Annotated in this window: 17 protein-coding genes and 1 pseudogene; 10 read left to right on the forward strand and 8 right to left on the reverse strand. The window is 72.0% G+C overall.

Annotated features, from left to right (window positions below):
• Positions 1–18 precede the first annotated feature (18 nt).
• Positions 19–1,794, reverse strand: coding sequence for a substrate-binding and VWA domain-containing protein (locus AB0N81_RS29845; protein ID WP_365363708.1), 1,776 nt, complete (start codon positions 1,792–1,794; stop codon positions 19–21).
• Between the two features lie 167 nt (positions 1,795–1,961).
• Here AB0N81_RS29845 and AB0N81_RS29850 point away from each other — a divergent pair, with 167 nt between their 5' ends.
• Positions 1,962–2,765: a type II CAAX endopeptidase family protein gene (locus AB0N81_RS29850; protein ID WP_365363710.1), complete on the forward strand. Its 804-nt coding sequence runs from the start codon at positions 1,962–1,964 to the stop codon at positions 2,763–2,765.
• Positions 2,766–2,805: 40 nt separating this feature from the next.
• On the opposite strand, the gene AB0N81_RS29855 is transcribed toward AB0N81_RS29850, so the two are convergent.
• A complete protein-coding gene (locus tag AB0N81_RS29855; protein ID WP_365363712.1) occupies positions 2,806–3,660 on the reverse strand; it encodes a PhzF family phenazine biosynthesis protein in 855 nt (284 codons plus the stop codon).
• 224 nt (positions 3,661–3,884) lie between these two features.
• Here AB0N81_RS29855 and AB0N81_RS29860 point away from each other — a divergent pair, with 224 nt between their 5' ends.
• The 3 genes from AB0N81_RS29860 (at position 3,885) to AB0N81_RS29870 (ending at position 6,488) form a co-directional block, all read left to right on the forward strand.
• Positions 3,885–4,556, forward strand: a complete 672-nt coding sequence (locus tag AB0N81_RS29860; RefSeq protein ID WP_365363714.1) for a HEAT repeat domain-containing protein — start codon at positions 3,885–3,887, stop codon at positions 4,554–4,556.
• Positions 4,557–4,659: 103 nt separating this feature from the next.
• Positions 4,660–5,685, forward strand: coding sequence for a MerR family transcriptional regulator (locus tag AB0N81_RS29865; protein WP_365363715.1), 1,026 nt, complete (start codon positions 4,660–4,662; stop codon positions 5,683–5,685).
• A 146-nt stretch (positions 5,686–5,831) separates the two neighbouring features.
• Positions 5,832–6,488, forward strand: coding sequence for a PadR family transcriptional regulator (locus AB0N81_RS29870; RefSeq protein WP_365363717.1), 657 nt, complete (start codon positions 5,832–5,834; stop codon positions 6,486–6,488).
• Between the two features lie 108 nt (positions 6,489–6,596).
• Here the strand turns inward: AB0N81_RS29870 and AB0N81_RS29875 are convergent, their stop codons facing one another.
• Complete coding sequence (locus AB0N81_RS29875) at positions 6,597–7,025, reverse strand: SRPBCC family protein (protein ID WP_365363719.1); 429 nt, start codon at positions 7,023–7,025, stop codon at positions 6,597–6,599.
• Positions 7,026–7,310: 285 nt separating this feature from the next.
• On the opposite strand from AB0N81_RS29875, the gene AB0N81_RS29880 reads away from it, so the two are divergent.
• Entirely contained in the window at positions 7,311–8,132 is an 822-nt protein-coding gene (locus AB0N81_RS29880) for a putative protein N(5)-glutamine methyltransferase (protein ID WP_365363721.1), read from the forward strand.
• Between the two features lie 45 nt (positions 8,133–8,177).
• Here AB0N81_RS29880 and AB0N81_RS29885 read toward each other — a convergent pair whose 3' ends face one another.
• Positions 8,178–8,366 (reverse strand): hypothetical protein, encoded by a 189-nt coding sequence (locus AB0N81_RS29885; protein WP_365363723.1) that lies wholly within the window; start codon positions 8,364–8,366, stop codon positions 8,178–8,180.
• A 196-nt stretch (positions 8,367–8,562) separates the two neighbouring features.
• On the opposite strand from AB0N81_RS29885, the gene AB0N81_RS29890 reads away from it, so the two are divergent.
• The 3 genes from AB0N81_RS29890 (at position 8,563) to AB0N81_RS29900 (ending at position 11,525) form a co-directional block, all read left to right on the forward strand.
• On the forward strand, positions 8,563–9,126 hold the full coding sequence (locus tag AB0N81_RS29890; RefSeq protein WP_365363725.1) for a Clp protease N-terminal domain-containing protein: 564 nt from the start codon (positions 8,563–8,565) through the stop codon (positions 9,124–9,126).
• Positions 9,127–9,220: 94 nt separating this feature from the next.
• The gene (locus tag AB0N81_RS29895; RefSeq protein ID WP_365363926.1) at positions 9,221–10,234 is read left to right on the forward strand and encodes an EamA family transporter; all 1,014 of its coding nucleotides are present in this window, start codon (positions 9,221–9,223) and stop codon (positions 10,232–10,234) included.
• A gap of 223 nt (positions 10,235–10,457) precedes the next feature.
• Positions 10,458–11,525 carry a DMT family transporter gene (locus AB0N81_RS29900; protein WP_365363727.1) on the forward strand — a complete coding sequence of 356 codons (1,068 nt, stop codon included), beginning with the start codon at positions 10,458–10,460 and terminating at the stop codon, positions 11,523–11,525.
• 124 nt (positions 11,526–11,649) lie between these two features.
• Here the strand turns inward: AB0N81_RS29900 and AB0N81_RS29905 are convergent.
• Together AB0N81_RS29905 and AB0N81_RS29910 are read right to left on the reverse strand one after the other, a co-directional pair.
• Positions 11,650–12,088 (reverse strand): annotated as a pseudogene (locus AB0N81_RS29905) (hypothetical protein).
• Positions 12,088–12,828 carry a pyridoxamine 5'-phosphate oxidase family protein gene (locus AB0N81_RS29910; RefSeq protein ID WP_365363729.1) on the reverse strand — a complete coding sequence of 247 codons (741 nt, stop codon included), beginning with the start codon at positions 12,826–12,828 and terminating at the stop codon, positions 12,088–12,090. The pseudogene AB0N81_RS29905 and the gene AB0N81_RS29910 overlap by 1 nt, the downstream one beginning before the upstream one ends.
• Positions 12,829–12,931: 103 nt before the next feature.
• On the opposite strand from AB0N81_RS29910, the gene AB0N81_RS29915 reads away from it, so the two are divergent.
• Positions 12,932–14,263, forward strand: coding sequence for an aminotransferase class I/II-fold pyridoxal phosphate-dependent enzyme (locus AB0N81_RS29915; RefSeq protein WP_365363731.1), 1,332 nt, complete (start codon positions 12,932–12,934; stop codon positions 14,261–14,263).
• On the opposite strand, the gene AB0N81_RS29920 is transcribed toward AB0N81_RS29915, so the two are convergent.
• Complete coding sequence (locus AB0N81_RS29920; protein WP_365363733.1) at positions 14,254–15,306, reverse strand: DMT family transporter; 1,053 nt, start codon at positions 15,304–15,306, stop codon at positions 14,254–14,256. The genes AB0N81_RS29915 and AB0N81_RS29920 overlap by 10 nt on opposite strands.
• A gap of 75 nt (positions 15,307–15,381) precedes the next feature.
• Here AB0N81_RS29920 and AB0N81_RS29925 point away from each other — a divergent pair, with 75 nt between their 5' ends.
• Entirely contained in the window at positions 15,382–16,284 is a 903-nt protein-coding gene (locus tag AB0N81_RS29925) for a LysR family transcriptional regulator (protein WP_365363735.1), read from the forward strand.
• 90 nt (positions 16,285–16,374) lie between these two features.
• On the opposite strand, the gene AB0N81_RS29930 is transcribed toward AB0N81_RS29925, so the two are convergent.
• A complete protein-coding gene (locus AB0N81_RS29930; protein ID WP_365363737.1) occupies positions 16,375–16,845 on the reverse strand; it encodes a pyridoxamine 5'-phosphate oxidase family protein in 471 nt (156 codons plus the stop codon).
• Between the last annotated feature and the right edge of the window lie 151 nt (positions 16,846–16,996).

Consider the following 16,996-nt stretch of genomic DNA (forward strand, 5'->3'; position numbering starts at 1 on the left):
CCGGGGGCAGCCCTGGGGTCAGCCCTGGTTGCTGCCCGCCTCCATGATGGCCTTGAGGATCACCGCGTGGATCTGCGCCGGGTCGTCCACCTGGTGGCCGGAGCCGCCGGTCGCTCCGGCTATCTGCTCGGCCTCGTCCTTGTCCGCTTCCGGGCCGACGGCGATGGCGATGATCGGCACCGGCTCCTTGGGGTCGGTGAGGCCCTTCAGCTGGGAGAGCAGGGAGCTGCGCGAGATGCTGTCCGGGTCCTGGTTGGCGCCGTCGGTCAGGATCACGAGGGCGTTGAACTTGCCGCTCGCGTACGTCGACCGGGCCTTCTTGTAGGCGGCGAGCGTCGTGTCGTACAGACCGGTGGCGCCGCCCGGCACGGGTTGCAGGGCGCCGAAGGCCTCGGACAGCTTGTCGCGGTGGGTGACACCGCCCTTGCGGCCGCCCAGGCGCCGGGTCGGCTGCAGTTCGCGGTAGTCGCGGGTGCCGTCGAGGCTGGTGGCGAACTCCCACAGGCCGATCTCGTCCTCGTCGGTGAAGCCGGCGAGTGCCTGAAGCAGCGAGGCCTTGGTGACCTCCATGCGGGACTGGTTGCGGCCGGGGACGAGTTGACGCATGGACTCCGAAGCGTCGACGACCGTGCTGAGGCGGGCGCTCTGCACCGTGATCGTCCACATGCCCAGGGTCTCCTGGAGCTGTTTGTCCGACGGCGGCTCCGTGGCCTCGTCCGCGTAGGGCTGCGGGGCGCGGCCTCCGGCGGCGGCGACCAGTTCGTCGGACGGCTCGTCGGGGTCGGTCCTGAAACCGTGCTCCGTCAGGATCTGCTTGCCGTCCTCGTCGCTGAACATCGTCATGAAGCGCAGGGCGGCCCGGCTCGTGTCGGTGGACATGCGGTCGTCCTCGACGAGCGTGTACGGATAGTCGAGCCGGGGTGAACCGTCCTTGGGGTAGAACAGATCGAGGCTGTTCTCCTCGCCCGCCGACGCGTTGTGCGCGTACGCGGCCTGCTCGGAGAGGATCAGGGCCTGGTTGCGGCGGGGGTTGCCCTGTTCGGCGCCGGAGCCGTCGCGGGCCAGGGTGTCCAGGAGCCGGCCGTCGCTGTCGGCCGTCCGGGCCGACAGGGCCTTCGCCATGGCGGCGGCCCGGGTGTTGCCCTCCTCGCCGCCCTGCTTCTTCGCGGACGCGCCCAGCTTGGCGAGGGCGAGCAGGCCGGTCGCGCTGCGCGCGGGGTCGGCCGCGCCCAGACGCAGTTTGTCGCCCTTCGTGGCGGCCTCGGCCAACTGCGGCCAGTCGTACGTCTTCTTGGGCCAGCCCAACGATGCGGCGGCGGTGGGGACCATGCCGATGGCGACGGGAGAGGAGGCGATGTTGCCCGCGGGGGAGATCTTGGCCCGCTTGGCGCCGAGGCCGACGCGCTCCACCCACAGATCGGAGTCCGGCACCCACACGTCGTACTCCGGATCGCCCTTGCCGGCGCGGAGTTCGGCCGCGACCTCGTACGAATCACGCGCGGTGACCCGTACGTCGATGCAGTGCCCGTCCGAGGTGATCTCCTTCTCGCGGGCGTCGTCGGCCGCCTCGCGCAGGGCGGGAGACACATCGGGGGCGGCGACGACATGGAGGCGCACCGCGTCGTCGCCGCAGGTGTCGCCGAAGGAGAGAAGTCCGCCGCGGACGGCCGCCGCCGCGCCTCCCGCGACCATGAGGACGAGCGCCGTGGCGATGGCGACCGTGCGTACGCGTGCACGCGGCCGGGGGTCGGGCGCTGCCGTCCCGCGCTCATCGGGCAAGCTGTGACGTCCCATGGCGGTGGTGCCCCTCCTTGAACGGTGAAGCAAGGAAAGAGGGGGCTGTACGCCCGGAACCGGCGTCCGCCCCCCTCGGCCTGTCGCGCACGGTCTTCGTAACTTCTTTCGAGACCCTAGCGGGACGAGGATGGGGATGAGGCGGGATTACTCAACTGGAGGCGTAAGTGCAAGCGGAGTCCGGGCCGGTGGCCGGTTCTTTTCCAGCGGACGGGCCTTCGCGGCGGACCCTGAGGGATGAGACGCTGCTCGTCCTGGCCGTGTCGCTCGGGGCGAGCGGTGTGTCCGCGCTGATCAGCTTTGTCGGCTCGGTCACCAAGCCGGGTGGTCTGAAAGACCAGGCGGCCACGTTGAACGCGTCGGCGGCGCCGGGGCGGCCGTGGCTGGATCTCGCGTGGCAGTTGTTCGGCATCACGACCGCGCTGGTGCCGGTCGCGCTGGTCGCGCACTTCCTGCTGCGGGAGCGGGCGGGACTGCGGACGATCGGTTTCGACCGGACGAGTCCATGGCCGGACCTGGGGCGCGGCACCGCGATCGCCGCGGTGATCGGCAGCACGGGGATCGCCTTCTATCTGGCGGCCCGTGGGCTCGGGTTCAACCTCACCGTGGTGCCGGAGGCGTTGCCGGACGTGTGGTGGAAGTACCCCGTCCTCGTGCTGTCCGCGGTACAGAACGCGGTCCTGGAGGAAGTCATCGTCGTCGGCTATCTGCTGCGCAGGCTCGGGCAGTTGGGGTGGACGCCGATGGCCGCGCTGGTGGGCAGTTCGGTGCTGCGGGGCTCCTACCACCTGTACCAGGGCATCGGCGGGTTCGTCGGGAACCTCGCGATGGGTGTGGTCTTCGTGCTGCTCTACCGCAGGTGGGGCCGGGTCGGGCCGCTGGTCGTGGCCCACTCGCTGCTCGACATCGGGGCGTTCGTCGGTTACGCGCTGCTCGCGGGGAAGGTGGGCTGGCTGCCTACGCCGTCGTAGGCAGCGCCCGGTTCTTGTCCGTGTCGGCTTCCTCGCCGTGTCAGGCGAACAGCTCGCCCTCGATGACCGTGACCGCGCGGCCCGTCAGGAGGGTGCGGTCCCCATGGAGCCGGGTGCGGACCAGGCCGGTGCGGGCCGAGGCCTGGAGGCCGGTCAGTTCGGTGCGGCCGAGCCGCTCGGACCAGAAGGGGGCGAGGGCGGTGTGCGCGCTGCCCGTCACCGGGTCCTCGTCGATGCCGACGCGCGGGAAGAAGCCGCGCGAGACGAAGTCGTAGCCGCCGGTGGGGTCCTCGGCCAGGGCGGTGGCGATGATGCCGCGCTCGGAGTGGCGGACGAGGGCCTTGTGGTCCGGTGCGAGCGACCTGACCGTCTTCTCGTCGGCGAGCTCGACCAGCAGGTCGCCGATGTTGCGGCCCGTGTCGTACGCGGCGAGCGGCTCGGCGCCCAGGGCCTCGGCGATGCCGTCGGGGAGCTCGGCCGGGGTGAGCGGGGCGGTCGGGAAGTCGAGGGTGAGGGTGCCGTCCTCGTGCGCGGTCGCGGTGAGGATGCCGCTGCGGGTGGTGAAGCGGACGGTGCCCGAGGCGGCGCCGGTGGTGTGCAGGACGTGGGCCGTGGCCAAAGTGGCATGGCCGCAGAGGTCGACCTCGGTGGCGGGCGTGAACCAGCGGAGCGCCCAGTCGGCGTCGCCGCCCGCGGGCAGCGGGTGGGCGAAGGCGGTCTCGGCGTGGTTGACCTCCCTGGCGACGTGCTGCAGCCAGGTGTCGTCGGGGAAGGCGTCGAGGAGCAGGACCCCGGCAGGGTTGCCGGCGAAGGGACGGTCCGTGAAGGCGTCGACGACGCGGATGCGGTGGGAGGTGCGGGGCGCGGCGGGGGAAGGGGCGTCGGAAGTCGGCATGGGCATCACGGTAGAGGGCCGCGGAGCGCGGTAGGTAAGGCCAATTCGGAGTGGCTGGCCTGGTCGCGGACTGGTCGTCGTGAATGAATTGGACTGGCGGTGGTCGGCGCCGATGTCTGTGCGGGGCGTGGGCCGGGCGGGTTCTCCGGGGCGTCTCCCGGCGTGCCTCCGCTTGACCTTGACACCGTGACAAGGTCTTCACTGCGGGCGAGGAGGTGGTCCCGATGACCATGCAGAAAGAGGACGCGGACACGGTGAGCGCGCTCCGGGCACTGGAGAGCGGCAGCTCTTCGGTGCGGCTGCGGGCGGCGCTGGCGGTCGGCACGTCCCCGGACCCGCGCTGCGTCGACAAGCTCGTCGAACGGTGCGCGGTCGAACCGGAGTTCTCCGTGCGCGAGATGCTCACATGGGCGCTCACACGCCACTCGTCGGCGATGACGGTTCCCCGGCTCGTCGGTGAACTCCGCTCGGAGGGTGCGCAGGCACGGAGTCAGGCGTTGCACACCCTGTCCAAGATCGGGGACCGGCAGGCGTGGCCGGCGATCACACGGGAGCTGCTGACCGACGCGGACGACGAGGTGGCGCGGAGCGCCTGGCGGGCAGCGGTCGTGCTCGTGCCCGAAGACGACGCACCCGAGCTCGCCCGGGTGTTGGCGACCCAGCTCGGGCGCGGCGGCCGTGAGACGCAGTTGAGCCTCAGCCGGGCGCTGATCGCGCTGGGCGAGCTGATCGTGCCGGTCCTGCGCGACGCGATGACGGGGCCCGACCCGCTCGTACGCCGGCATGCGAGCGCCACCGAACGGCTGCTGCACGACCCGGACGCGGGGTTCGAGTTCGCGGTCGAGGAGGCGAAGCGTGTGGCGGTCCTCGGTGTGAGCGGCCAGGAGGACACCTAGACCGTCTTGATCCGTCTTGATCCGTCTTGATCCGTCTTGATCCGTATTGATCTGTGTTGAGCTGTGCTGAACTGTGCTGATCCGTGATGAGGAGTCCTGGACCGTGTTGATCGGTGACGTGGCACGGCGGTCGGGGGTCAGTGCCCGCATGCTCAGGCACTACGAAGCGCTCGGCCTGGTGCGGCCGACGGGGCGCACCGGCGCCGGCTATCGGGAGTACTCCGACGACGACATCCGGCGGATCTTCCATGTCGAGAGCCTGCGGTCGCTGGGACTTTCGCTGCGTGAAGTCGGGCGCGCGCTCGACGATCCCGGCTTCGCGCCCACGGAGCTCGTCGACGACCTCGTGCGCCAGACGCGGGAACGCATCGCCGCCGAGGTGGAGCTGCTCACGCGGCTGCGCCGGATCGGTGTCGCGGAACCCGCGGGCTGGGAGGACGTCCTCCAGACCGTCGCCCTCCTTCAGGGGCTGGGGTCGAAGAGCGCGGGGACGCGCCAACGCGCGGCACTGTCCTCGGTCGACGAGGCGCCGGTGCCGGTGGAGGCACTGGTCGAGGCGGTGCTGAACGAGACGGACACGAACGTTGCCGGAGCTCTCCGCTGGGCCCTCGCGCGGTCGGGCGGGGGTGACGGTGAGGGCGGGGCCGGGCCGGCGCTGTTGGCGGAGGGGCTCGGTTCGCCGGTGGCCGAGGTGCGAGAGCGTGCCGTCCAGGCCATCGCCGCGATGCCGGACGGCGAGGCGACGACCGCGCTGCTGCGGGACGCCCTCGCCGACCCCGACCGGCTGGTCCGTGGGCGCGCGGCTCTGGCGCTCGGCGCGCGCGGCGTGTCCGACGCCGTTCCGACGCTCATCGACATGGTCGTCGGTGAGAGGAACGACGTCGACGCGGCCGACGCGCTGAGCGCGCTGGCCGCCGATCCCGCGTTGGCCGACCGGATCGCCGGCGGGCTCGTCGACCGCGTCACCGATGGCGCCACCGGAGCGGCCGCACGCCGACGGCTGACGCAGGCGCTCGCGGACATCCCGGGGGACGTGACGTCGCGTGCCCTCGAGGACCTCGCGCAGGACGAGGACCGAGCCGTCGCGGTGACCGCGACCTACCTCCTCACGCTGCGCGCGGCGCGCTGAAGACGACCTGGGCGCTGACCGTCCGGGCAGGTCAGGACCGTGTTCCGGACCGGGGATTGTCAGGCGAACTATTCCGATATATCGTTGAGGCATCGCGACAGGTTCGCGACTGCTCAATCGATCCGATACATCAAGGAGTGATCGCCATGCGTTCCCATGGTTTTGAACACGAGCACGGCCGTGGACACGGACCCGGCCGCCGCGGCGGCCCCGAGGGCCGTGAGGGCTTCGGCCGCGAAGGATTCGGCGGCTTCGGGGGATTCGAGGAGCGCCGCGGTGCGTTCGGTCCGTTCGGTCCCGGCTTCGGCGGGCCCGGTGGCCCCTGGGGCGGCGGCCGGGGCGGGCGTGGCGGCCCGCGCGGCAGGGCGCGGCGCGGCGACGTACGCGCCTCGATCCTGGCCCTCCTGAAGGACCGCCCCATGCACGGCTACGAAATGATCCAGGAGATCGCCGAGCGCAGCGGCGGGGCGTGGAAGCCCAGCCCCGGTTCGGTCTACCCGACCCTTCAGCTTCTGGAGGACGAGGGCCTGATCAGCAGCGCGAGCGAGGGCGGCAAGAAGCTCTTCTCGCTCACCGACGCCGGCCGCGAGGCCGCCGCCGAGGGCCCCGATGCCCCCTGGGAAGAGGCCGGCCGCGGAGTCGACTGGGAGACGCTGAACGAGGTCCGGCAGGCCGGTTTCGGGCTGATGGAGGCGTTCGGCCAGGTCTGGAAGACCGGCAGCAAGGAGCAGCGCGAAAAGGCGCTCTCGGTCGTCAACGATGCCCGCAAGAAGATGTACCTGATCCTCGCCGATGAGGACTGACGTGGTGGGGGCCGACGGCCCCTGTCGCAGATGAGGCGCCCCGCACGCTTGTGTGGGGCGCCTCGTTCATTGCATGGGGTCCCGCGCGTCCCGTCCGTCGGGCGCGCGTCAGGTGACGAGGCCGTCCAGCTTGCGCAGCGACTCGTTCAGGGCGGCGGTCGCCGAGTCCTTCAGCTTGCCCGCCATCAGGGACACGGCCGCGCCGGTGAACTCCCCTTCGATGCGGACCACCGTCGCGTTCCCCTCGGGCGAGAGTGTGTAGCGGGTGCTCACGTGGACGCCCATCGGACCCTTGCCCGCGATGGCCAGGGTGCGGGCGGTCTCCAGCTCTTCGATGGTCCAGTCGACCTCGGCGGGAAAGCCCATCAGCTTCATGTTCTCCACGAAGGTGCCGCCCACCTCCAGCGCGGTGGGGCCGCCCTGGGGGAAGCTCGTGTGCGTGGAGTTCCATTCGCCGTACGAGGAGAAGTCGGTGAGCTGGGCCCACACCTTCTCGGCGGGCGCCTCCATCCGTGCTTCCGCGCTGACTTCGGCCATGCGGCCACCTCTTCCCGTCGGGCGCTGCGACAGCCGCAGCTACGGTGTCGCGGAACGTAGCCGCCGGGCCCGGAACATTCAATACTGATGAACAGTCAGGTAACTTCCCTCGCCGAGGGTGAGGTACTGTTCCCCTGCCCTGTGACAGACGCAGGCAGCGCGCTTTGGAGGTGAGACCCATTACCGCAGTGGCAGGTCGGGTGCTCCCCCTTCGCGACCGCGCGGTTCACCCGGCATAGGTGATCCGAGGGAGCCCCATCGGGATCCCGAAAGGTTTTCATCAGCATGTCGAGTACGCCCATTTCAGCTCTCTCCGCAACACACCCTTCCTCCGTGGTCGACGCCCTGCGCGCCGCGGGCTGCGTCTTCGCCGAGGACGAGGCGGAGTTGATCCTCTCCACCGCGCGCACCCCGGACGAACTGGCCGACATGGTCGTGCGCCGCGCGGACGGTCTGCCGCTCGAACACGTTCTGGGCTGGGCCGAGTTCCGCGGTCTGCGCATAGCCGTGGACCCCGGTGTCTTCGTGCCGCGCCGCCGCACCGAGTTCCTCGTCGGCCAGGCCGCCGCGCTCGCCGGGCGTGAAGCCGTCGTCGTCGACCTGTGCTGTGGGTCGGGGGCGCTCGGGGCCGCACTCGCCGCGGGTCTCGACCGGGTGGAACTGCACGCCGCCGACATCGACCCGGCGGCGGTCCGCTGCGCCCGCCGCAACGTCACCGACGCCGGGGGCGACGTCTACGAAGGCGACCTGTACGACCCGCTGCCCGGCACGCTCCGAGGCCGCGTCGCCATCCTCCTCGCGAACGTCCCCTACGTCCCCACCGAAGAGGTCGGCCTGCTGCCCGCCGAGGCCCGCGTCCACGAGGCGCGGGTCGCGCTCGACGGCGGCGCGGACGGGCTCGACGTGCTGCGCAGGGTGACCGAGGAGGCGCCCGTGTGGCTGGCCCCCGGCGGCCACCTGCTCTTCGAGACGAGCGAGGCGCAGGTGGCCGCGGCCGTCGACGCCGTCGAGCGGGCCGGTCTGGTGGCCCGGGTGGTCAGCGACGACACGCTGTACGCCACCGTGGTCATCGGGACGCGGGCGGCCGGGGAGCGCGGGACGGCCTGACGGCGCGGGTCAGTCCTGAGGGGGACACCGGAGGCTGGACACGGATCAGCTCACGCGTCGTATCTCCGCCGCGTCGAAAAGGTCCGACGCCCTCGGGAACGGACCCTCGTCGTGGCAGTGCCAGGCCTCCCAGAACAGGTCGGCGGGCAGTGCGTCGTCGGGTGCGTACACGCGATAGACGTACTGCCTGCCGTCGACCGCCGGCAGGGCGACGATCCAGCTCCTGCTCTCCATGTCTGTGGGACGTGCGAAGCCACGTGATGGTTGCCCGCACGGCACGGGGCAAGGCGGCGCGCGCGCCTTCGCGCGGACGGGGTGGATCTCATCCGTAAGGAGGACAACCATCGCATGCTTGCCCAACCTGTGTCGGACGCCAAGATGCTTCCCGCCGCCGATGCATATGCCCCTGGGGGTTGATGTGGTGGGAGATGTGCAAAGCCGTACCCCGCCGGGCGCCGAGCCCGGCCCGACCCGAGCAGAACTCGACTCCGGACTCAGCGCGGAACTGGCGTCGGTGGTGGTCGGCGCGCGTCGTCGCGCCGTCCGTGACGGGGATCGGCAGATAGATACCGCGCACCTGCTGCACTCCCTCCTGGAGACCGACCCCGAGGCGCGCGCCGCTTTCGACAGTGGTGCGCAGGCCGTGCGGGTTCTCGGCTACCTCGTGCAGCGCAGCATCGGCTACGGCCTGCAGTGGCAGGGCACGGTCGAGGACTCCGGTGCCGTGCCGGTGGTGACACCGGTGAAGGAGACCGGCTGGTCGCCGGCCGCCACCACCGCGATGGACGTGGCCCTGGAACGCGCCGAGCTGCGCGGAGAGCCGCGCGCCCTCGGGACCGACCTGCTCGCGGGGCTCGTCACCGACCCGGACTGCCGGGCCGTCGAGGTCCTCGGGCGAGCGCATGTCGACGTACCGGCGCTGCTGCGGCGCATCGATGCGGGGTGCAGGCAGTACGCGGCCGGGGAGCACGGCGGCGTGGCGTCCGCCGATTGAGACAGGGGTCTAGCGGGATGACGCTCCTGACGTTGCCTGCCATGATGTGCCGGTGCGAGCGTCCGAGGGGCTTCAGGAGAGCAGTGGCAGTGCCATAGGCACTGGTCCTGGTACTGGCAGCGACAAGACCGGTGACAGTGACAGTGGCAGGGGCGTCGGGCTGGGCCTCGCCCTGGTCTCGGCGATCGCCTTCGGTGGCTCCGGCGTCGCGGCGAAACCGCTGATCGAAGCGGGGCTCGACCCGCTGCACGTCGTGTGGCTGCGGGTCGCGGGCGCCGCCCTCGTGATGCTGCCCGTCGCGTGGCGCCACCGCGGACTGCTGCGGAGCAGGCCCGCCCTGCTCGCCGGATTCGGTCTCCTCGCCGTCGCGGGTGTCCAGGCCTGTTACTTCGCCGCGCTCTCGCGCATCCCCGTGGGTGTCGCGCTGCTGATCGAGTACCTCGCTCCCGCGCTGGTTCTCGGCTGGGTGCGCTTCGTGCAGCGGCGGCCGGTGACGCGGGCCGCCGCACTCGGTGTGGTGCTCGCCGTCGGCGGGCTCGCCTGCGTCGTCGAAGTGTGGGCGGGGCTGAGCTTCGACGCCGTCGGACTCCTCCTCGCGCTCGGCGCCGCCTGCTGCCAGGTCGGCTACTTCGTCCTGTCCGACCAGGGCAGCGACGCGGGCGACGACGCCCCCGACCCGCTCGGCGTCATCGCCTACGGCCTGCTCGTCGGCACCGCCGTGCTGACCGTCGTCGCGCGGCCGTGGGGCATGGACTGGTCGGTGCTCGCGGGCGACGCGGACCTGGACGGCTCGGCCGTCCCTGCCTGGGCCCTGCTCACCTGGATCGTGCTCATCGCGACGGTCGTCGCCTACGTCACCGGCGTCCTGTCCGTACGCAGACTCTCGCCGCAGGTGGCCGGCGTCGTGGCCTGCCTCGAAGCGGTCATCGCGACCGCCCTGGCCTGGGTCGTCCTGGGCGAGCACCTCTCGGCGCCGCAGGTCATCGGTGGCGCGGTCGTGCTCGTGGGCGCGTTCATCGCCCAGTCGTCGGCGCCGGCCGAGCCCGTCGTGCCGGGCGCGGTCCCGGATGCCGAAACGGAGTTGTCGCACAGCGAAAGCTCGTCCTAGGGTGCCGGTCATGCACGCACACGCACTCGTTCTTCCGCCTCCCGCCGCTTAAGCGCGGGACGCTCACGGATCACGCCCGAGCCGGTGGCCGGGCGGAACGGTGCTGCCCGCAGACGGAGCCAGCCATTCCTCTCTGCTGCGGAGAACTCACGTGTCGAAGTCGTCGAACGTGTCGAGCCCGTCGGGTTTCTCGACCACGTCCACTGTGTCCACTTTCTCGGAAGTGTCCACTGTTTCGAGTGCTGTTCCAGGCCTGCCCGTCGGGCGCGGCCTCTTCTATCTGATCGTCGCCGGTGTCGCGTGGGGGACCGCGGGCGCCGCCGCCGCGCTGGTCTTCCGGTCCAGCGACATGGGTCCTGTCAGCCTCTCCTTCTGGCGGTGCGCGGGCGGGTTCGTGCTGCTGCTCGCCGCACGCCCGGTCGCACGTCTGGTGCGGTCGCGCCGGACACGGACGCAGATCCCGGCGCACGCGTACGCGGAGGCGTATGCGGAGGCGGAGGCGTACGCCGCGGTCGGTGAGCCGACGGCCCGGCGGGTGCGGCGGCTGCGGCGGGTGCGGCGGATCGTTGGGACGGGCGTGGCCCTCGCGGTGTTCCAGACCGCTTACTTCGCCTCCGTCGAGGCGACCGGCCTCGCGGTCGGCACCGTCGTCACCATGGGGTCGGGGCCCGTTCTCATCGCGCTCGGCGCGCGGCTGACGCTGGGGGAGCGGCTCGGGCGAGCCGGCGTGGTGGCCGTGGTGGGTGCCCTCGCCGGCCTTGTCGTGCTCGTGCTCGGCGGTGACGGCGGCGGTGACGGCGGCGGTGACGCGACCGTGCGGCCGGCCGGCGTGGCCTGGGGGCTCGTCTCCGCGGCCGCGTACGCCGCCATGACGCTGCTCACGCGGTGGTGGGGCCGGGGCGGCGGAGCCGACTCGTCCGACACCACGGTCTGGGCGTTCGCCGTCGTCTCGCTCTGTCTGCTGCCGCTCGCCGCGGCCGAGGGCCTGATGCCGCACACCGCGGAACCCGCGCGCGTGGGCGTCTATCTGCTGTACATCGCCGCCGTCCCGACAGCGGTCGCGTACGCGCTGTACTTCGCCGGTGCGGCCGTCGTGCGGTCCGCCACCGTCTCCGTGATCACGCTGCTCGAACCGGTGGGCGCCGCGGTCATCGCGATCGCGCTGCTCGGTGAGGCCCTGACGGTGGCGACCGTGGTGGGCACGGCGCTGATGTTGGCCGCGGTGACGGGTCTCGCGGTCACGGAGGCGCGGGGCGTGGTGGCGGAGCGGCGGGAAGTCGCGCCGGTGTAGGGGGCGCGGGTTGGGCGGCTCTCCCTCTCACCCCGCCCTGCCCCGCCCTGTCGGGCTGGTCCCGGCCTCGCGTCCTGCCCCGCCCTGTCGGGCTGGTCCCGGCCTCGCGTCCCGCCCGGCCCCGTCAGGAAGCGCAGCGGCGTGCCTGGTGGGCGCGCGCGGCCGCGTCGCCCGGGCCCTGCCGTTCGGCGAGGCCCGCGGCGATGCGGTCCTGCACCTCGGCCGGCTTGTGACCCGCGTACTTGAACTTCGCGTGTACGCCGGTCACTTCGAGGCACAGCGCACGGAGGCCGGAGAGCATGCGGTCGTACGGGGCCTCGCCCACCGCCGCGCGTGCGGAGCCGCCCTCGCCTGTCACGGCCCCGGCACGCACACGTAGTCGTCGACCACGCTCAGGAGCACCTCGGGGTCTGCCTCCAGCGCGTGCCACAGGGGGTGAGCGGCTGCGCGTGGGGCGGCTCGCCCGGCAGGCCGTTCACGGCGAGCTGCCCGAAGTCGTGGGCGGCGAGCCACTGTTGCCACTCGGTGTCGGTGTGGGCGGCGTCCCAGAGATGGATCAGCATCACGACCCGGCCAGGTAGTCGGGCACCTCGATGCCCGGCGCGAGGTCGGCGGAGGGGATCAGGGCGTCGTAGCCCTTGCGGAGCGGGACCACGCCCGCCCAGTGGGGGAGGTCCATGTCCTCCGGCTCGTCGTTCGGGCCCCCGGTGCGCGTCTTCGCCGACACCTCGTTCAGGTCGAGGCGGAGCACGGCGGTGGCCGCGAGCTCCTTGGCGTCGGCGGGGCGGGAGTCGGCGGCGCGGCCCGGCACCACGTGGTCGACCAGCGCGTCCAGCGCGAGCCGCTTCTCCTCCGGGTCGGTGACCTGGTGGGCCGTGCCGTGGACCACGACGGAGCGGTAGTTGATCGAGTGGTGGAACGCCGAGCGGGCCAGGACCAGGCCGTCGACGTGGGTGACGGTCAGACACACCTGGAGGCCCGGGTCCTGCTCGGCGGAGGTGGAGGTGGAGGAGGAGGCGGCGGAAGTGGAGGGGCTGCTCGCCATGCGCAGCGGCCGGGACCCCGTCGAGCCGTGCACGTACAGGTGGTTGCCGACCCGTCCGTAGAGCGTCGGCAGCACCACGGGCGCGCCGTCGCGCACGAACCCGAGATGGCAGACGTAGGCCTCGTCGAGTATCGCGTGCACCGACTCGTGGTCGTACGAAGCGCGCTCGCGGGAGCGGGTCGGGATCGTGCGCTCGGTCGGTGCGTAGGCGGCGCTGTCCGGCGCAGTGGTGTCGGTGGTGCTCGGCGTCGTCTGCATGGCTCTCCCTGTACTGCGGTTCCTACTGCTGCTTCTCTTGCTGCTGTTTTTGGTACTGCTCTGGTACTTGCGAGGGCTATTGCTCTAGTGCATAATCTGCTTTGTGCTAGGAGAGTATCGGATCGAAGGTCGGCGCGCAGCCGAGATCGCGGCCAGTGTGGAGCGCGCCGTGGGTGAGGGCGGTCTCGAACCGGGGCAACTGCTGCCGCCCATGCGGGAGTTGGCGGTACGCCTCGGAGTGAACGCCAATACCGTGGCGGCCGCCTACCGCACCTTGCGCGAACGCGGGGTCATCGAGACGTCGGGGCGGCGCGGGAGCCGCGTACGCCCCAAGCCCGCGACCACCGCGCGCGAACTGATGAGGGTGGACGCGCCGCCCGGCGTGCGGGACGTCTCCTTGGGGAATCCCGACCCGAAGCTGCTGCCCGCGATCGCCGACGCCTTCGCGGCGGCCGCGGCACAGAGCGACGAGCGCCCCGTCCTCTATGGAGAGGGGGCAGTGGACCCGGAACTCGAACGCCACGCGCGCGCGGCCTTCGACGCCGACGGCGTTCCTCGTGGTCCCCTCGCCGTCACCTCCGGATCGCTCGACGCCATCGAGCGCGTGCTCGCCGCCCATCTCAAGCCCGGCGACGGCGTCGCCCTGGAGGACCCCGGCTGGGGCAGCCTGCTCGACCTCGTCCCCGCCCTCGGGCTGCGCGCGATTCCGGTGGGCGTGGACGACGAGGGCCCGCTGCCCGGCGATGTGGAGCGGGCGCTGGCGTCCGGCGCGCGGGCGGCCATCGTGACGGACCGCGCCCAGAACCCCACGGGTGCCGCCGTCACCGCTCCACGCGCGCGTGCCCTGCGGGAAGTGTTCGCCGCGCACCAGGACGTGCTGCTCATCGAGGACGACCACGGGCACGGCATCGTCGACCTGCCGCTGCATCCGCTGGCCGGGGCGACCCGCAGCTGGGCCCTCATCCGCTCGACCGCCAAGGCGTACGGTCCCGACCTGCGGCTCGCCGTGCTCACCGGGGACCCTGTCACCGTCGACCGGCTCCAGGGGCGCCAGCGTCTCGGGCCCGGCTGGGTGAGCCGGCTGCTGCAACGCGCCGTCGCCCAGCTCTGGGCCTCCGACGCGGTCGACGCCCGCGTGGTGGCGGCGTCCTACGGGCGGCGCCGGGACGCGCTGATCGCGGCGCTCGCCGAACGGGGCGTGTCCGCGTACGGGCGCAGTGGCATGAACGTGTGGGTGCCGGTGCCCGACGAGACGGGGGCGGTCGCGCGGCTGCTGCACGCGGGGTGGGCGGTGGCCCCGGGGGCGCGGTTCCGGCTGGGCACGCCGCCCGCGGTGCGGATCACCGTGGCGGCGCTCGACGACGAGGAGATCGCGGTGGTGGCGGACGCCGTCGCCTCCGCCACCGGGCCCGCTCTCGTGCGGCGCTACGACTGACGGGGTGGACGCGCTTGCGGGGGCGCCGCCTTGCGGGGCCTGGACTGGGTGAGCGCGGCGCCCGCCAGGACGATGACCGCGCCGACCGGCGTCGACCAGCTCAAGGACTCGCCGAGCACCGCGACGCCCGCGGCGGTCGCGATGACCGGGATGAAGTACGTGACCATCTGCGCGGTCGTCGGGCCGACCTCGGCGACCAGCGCGTACTGCATCAGGAAGGCGAGCCCGGTGCCGAGGGCGCCGAGTGCCACGATCGCCAGCAGCGGCACGACCGGGAAGTGCGTCGGCATCGAGGTGAACAACGGTGTCACCACGGCCAGTTCGGCCGTCGCCACGAGCAACTGGGCGCCGGACAGGGAGAGGTTCGAGTGGCCGGATCCGGCGAGCGTGCGGCGTACGTAGATCCAGCCGATCGGGTAGCTGAGCGAGGCGAGCAGCGCCATCGCCGTGCCGCGGAGGTCCAGGCCGCTGAAGCCCTGCCACGCGCCGAGCACGGTGAGCACACCGAAGAAGCCGATGCCGAGGCCCGCGACGCGGCGCCGGGTCGGCCGGTCCTCGGAGAGCGCGACCAGGGAGAGGGCCATGCCCCACAGTGGCGACGTCGCGTTGCAGATCCCGGCGAGCGTCGACGGGATCGTCAGCTCCGCGTACGCGAAGAGCGAGAACGGCAGTGCGTTGAGCAGGAAGGCCGCCACCGTCAGATGCAGCCAGGTCCGCGTCCCGCGCGGCAGCCGCTCCCGCTTCACCACGAGCACGGCGGCGACCACGGCCGTGCCGAACGCCAGCCTCCCCAGGGTGACCTGGAACGGCGCGTACCCCTCCGTGCCCACCTTGATCAGCAGGAAGCTGAAGCCCCAGATCAGCGAGAGGATGCCGAAGCGGACACGCCAGTCGAGGGCGGGGCGCGCCGGCGCGGCAGGTGTGGGACGGGACGCAGTCGGACTGGATGAGGTAGGGCCGGAGGTGGAGGTGGAGGTGGAGGTGGAGGTGGAGGTGGAGGCGGTGGCGGCCGGTGGTCGGGGCGGTGCGGGCACGGTGCTCATGCGACTCACGATGGACTCCCACGATCTCGTAGCACAAGCGAGATTTCCTGCGCTGTATCGCGTAGCATCGCTTACATGTTGAACCTGGAGCGCCTGCGTACGCTCGACGCCCTCGCCCGGCACGGCTCCGTCAGCGGGGCCGCCGCGGGTCTGCACGTCACGACGTCCGCGGTCTCGCAGCAGATGACGAAGCTTGAGCGCGAGGTGGGCCAGCAACTGCTCGCCAAGAACGGCAGGGGTGTGCGTCTGACCGACGCGGGACGGCTCCTCGCCGAGCATGCCGCGCGCATCCTCTCGCAGGTCGAGCTCGCCCAGGCCGACTTGGAGGAACAGCGCGGCAAGGCGGTCGGCGAGCTGCGGATCGGCGCGTTCCCCACGGCCATGCGCGGCCTGATGCCCGCCACGCTGTCCGCGCTTCGGACCGACCACCCCGGGCTGCGGGTGTGCTGCCACGAACTGGAGCCGATGCCCGCCATCGCGGCGGTGGTGCGCGGCGACATCGACATGGCCATCGTCCTCGACTGGTACAACAAGCCGCTGCCGGTCCCAGACGGCCTGGTCAAGGTGCCCCTCCTCGACGACCCCGCCGACATCGCGATGCCCGCGGCGCACCCCCTGGCCGACCGCGCCGAAGTGGACTTGGAGGAGTTCGCGGACGACGAATGGATCACCTGGGCGGAAGGCGAGTTCTGCCACGAGTGGCTGATGTTCACCCTGCGCGGCAAGGGCGTCGAGCCGCGCGTCGCCCACCGCGCGGAGGAGCACCACACGCAGCTCGCGCTGGTCGCGGCCGGTCTGGGCGTGTGCGTGGCCCCGCAGTTGGGCCGTGACCCGATGCCGGCGGGGGTGCGCGCGGTCCCGGTGCGCCAGCGCGTGCGTCGGCACGTGTACGTGGTGTGGCGGGCGGACGCGGACCGCCGCCCGTCGATCAGGGCGGCGGCGGAGGCGCTGAGGGCGGCGGGGGCGGGGCTCCGGTAGGTGGGGGTGCCGGTGGGTGCGGGGCTCCAGTAGGTGTGGGGGTGCCGGTGGGTGCGGGGCTCCTACGAGTGCGTGGCAGTGAGCTTCCGGCTACCCCAGCGCGGCCAGTTTCCGGAAGTCCCAGGACGCGACGGAGTCCGGCGTCAGGCGGATCCAGGCATGGCGGCCGTCGTGCGGCATCTCGTCCAGACCGAACACCTTGCGGGCGAACATCCGCTCCGGGGCGTCGAGTTCGGGGCACGGGTCGCCCACGCGCGGGCACTCGCCGACGAACTCCACGGTGCCCGTCAGCTCCACGCCGCGCAGCTCTCCGTACTCCTCACCGGCGTCCACCACCACGGCGACTCGCGGGTCCTTGCGCAGGTCGGACCAGCGCTTGCTGCGGGTGATGGAGTACAGCCACAGCGAGGTGCCGTCCCAGGCGAACCAGAGGGGGCTGGCGTGCGGGGCGCCGTCCCGGGACACGGTCGCCACCCGGCATGTGCGCTCCGCGGCGAGGAACGCGTCGAGCTCGTCCGGCGTCATCATGATCCTGCGACCCCGGCGTTGAGTGACGGCCATGTGTCCTCCACTTCAAGGCGTTCCACGGGCACTTCAAGGTGTTTCACGGGCACTACAAGGCGTTCCACACGGACTTCTGACCGTACGTCAGGAAAGGATGCGGGCTCTTCCTTCGTGACGCAATGGCCGTTAGCCTCGCGCGACGTCCGCG

Source organism: Streptomyces sp. NPDC093510 (genome assembly GCF_040683555.1).
GTDB lineage: Bacteria > Actinomycetota > Actinomycetes > Streptomycetales > Streptomycetaceae > Streptomyces.

Excerpts from the sequence above, each read along its gene's own strand:
- AB0N81_RS29845 (WP_365363708.1), bottom strand. The coding sequence starts at position 1,794 with ATGGGACGTCACAGCTTGCCCGATGAGCGCGGGACGGCAGCGCCCGAC.
- AB0N81_RS29855 (WP_365363712.1), bottom strand. The coding sequence starts at position 3,660 with ATGCCGACTTCCGACGCCCCTTCCCCCGCCGCGCCCCGCACCTCCCAC.
- AB0N81_RS29860 (WP_365363714.1), top strand. The coding sequence starts at position 3,885 with ATGACCATGCAGAAAGAGGACGCGGACACGGTGAGCGCGCTCCGGGCA.
- AB0N81_RS29870 (WP_365363717.1), top strand. The coding sequence starts at position 5,832 with ATGCGTTCCCATGGTTTTGAACACGAGCACGGCCGTGGACACGGACCC.
- AB0N81_RS29875 (WP_365363719.1), bottom strand. The coding sequence starts at position 7,025 with ATGGCCGAAGTCAGCGCGGAAGCACGGATGGAGGCGCCCGCCGAGAAG.
- AB0N81_RS29880 (WP_365363721.1), top strand. The coding sequence starts at position 7,311 with ATGTCGAGTACGCCCATTTCAGCTCTCTCCGCAACACACCCTTCCTCC.
- AB0N81_RS29885 (WP_365363723.1), bottom strand. The coding sequence starts at position 8,366 with ATGGAGAGCAGGAGCTGGATCGTCGCCCTGCCGGCGGTCGACGGCAGG.
- AB0N81_RS29910 (WP_365363729.1), bottom strand. The coding sequence starts at position 12,828 with ATGCAGACGACGCCGAGCACCACCGACACCACTGCGCCGGACAGCGCC.
- AB0N81_RS29920 (WP_365363733.1), bottom strand. The coding sequence starts at position 15,306 with ATGAGCACCGTGCCCGCACCGCCCCGACCACCGGCCGCCACCGCCTCC.
- AB0N81_RS29925 (WP_365363735.1), top strand. The coding sequence starts at position 15,382 with ATGTTGAACCTGGAGCGCCTGCGTACGCTCGACGCCCTCGCCCGGCAC.
- AB0N81_RS29930 (WP_365363737.1), bottom strand. The coding sequence starts at position 16,845 with ATGGCCGTCACTCAACGCCGGGGTCGCAGGATCATGATGACGCCGGAC.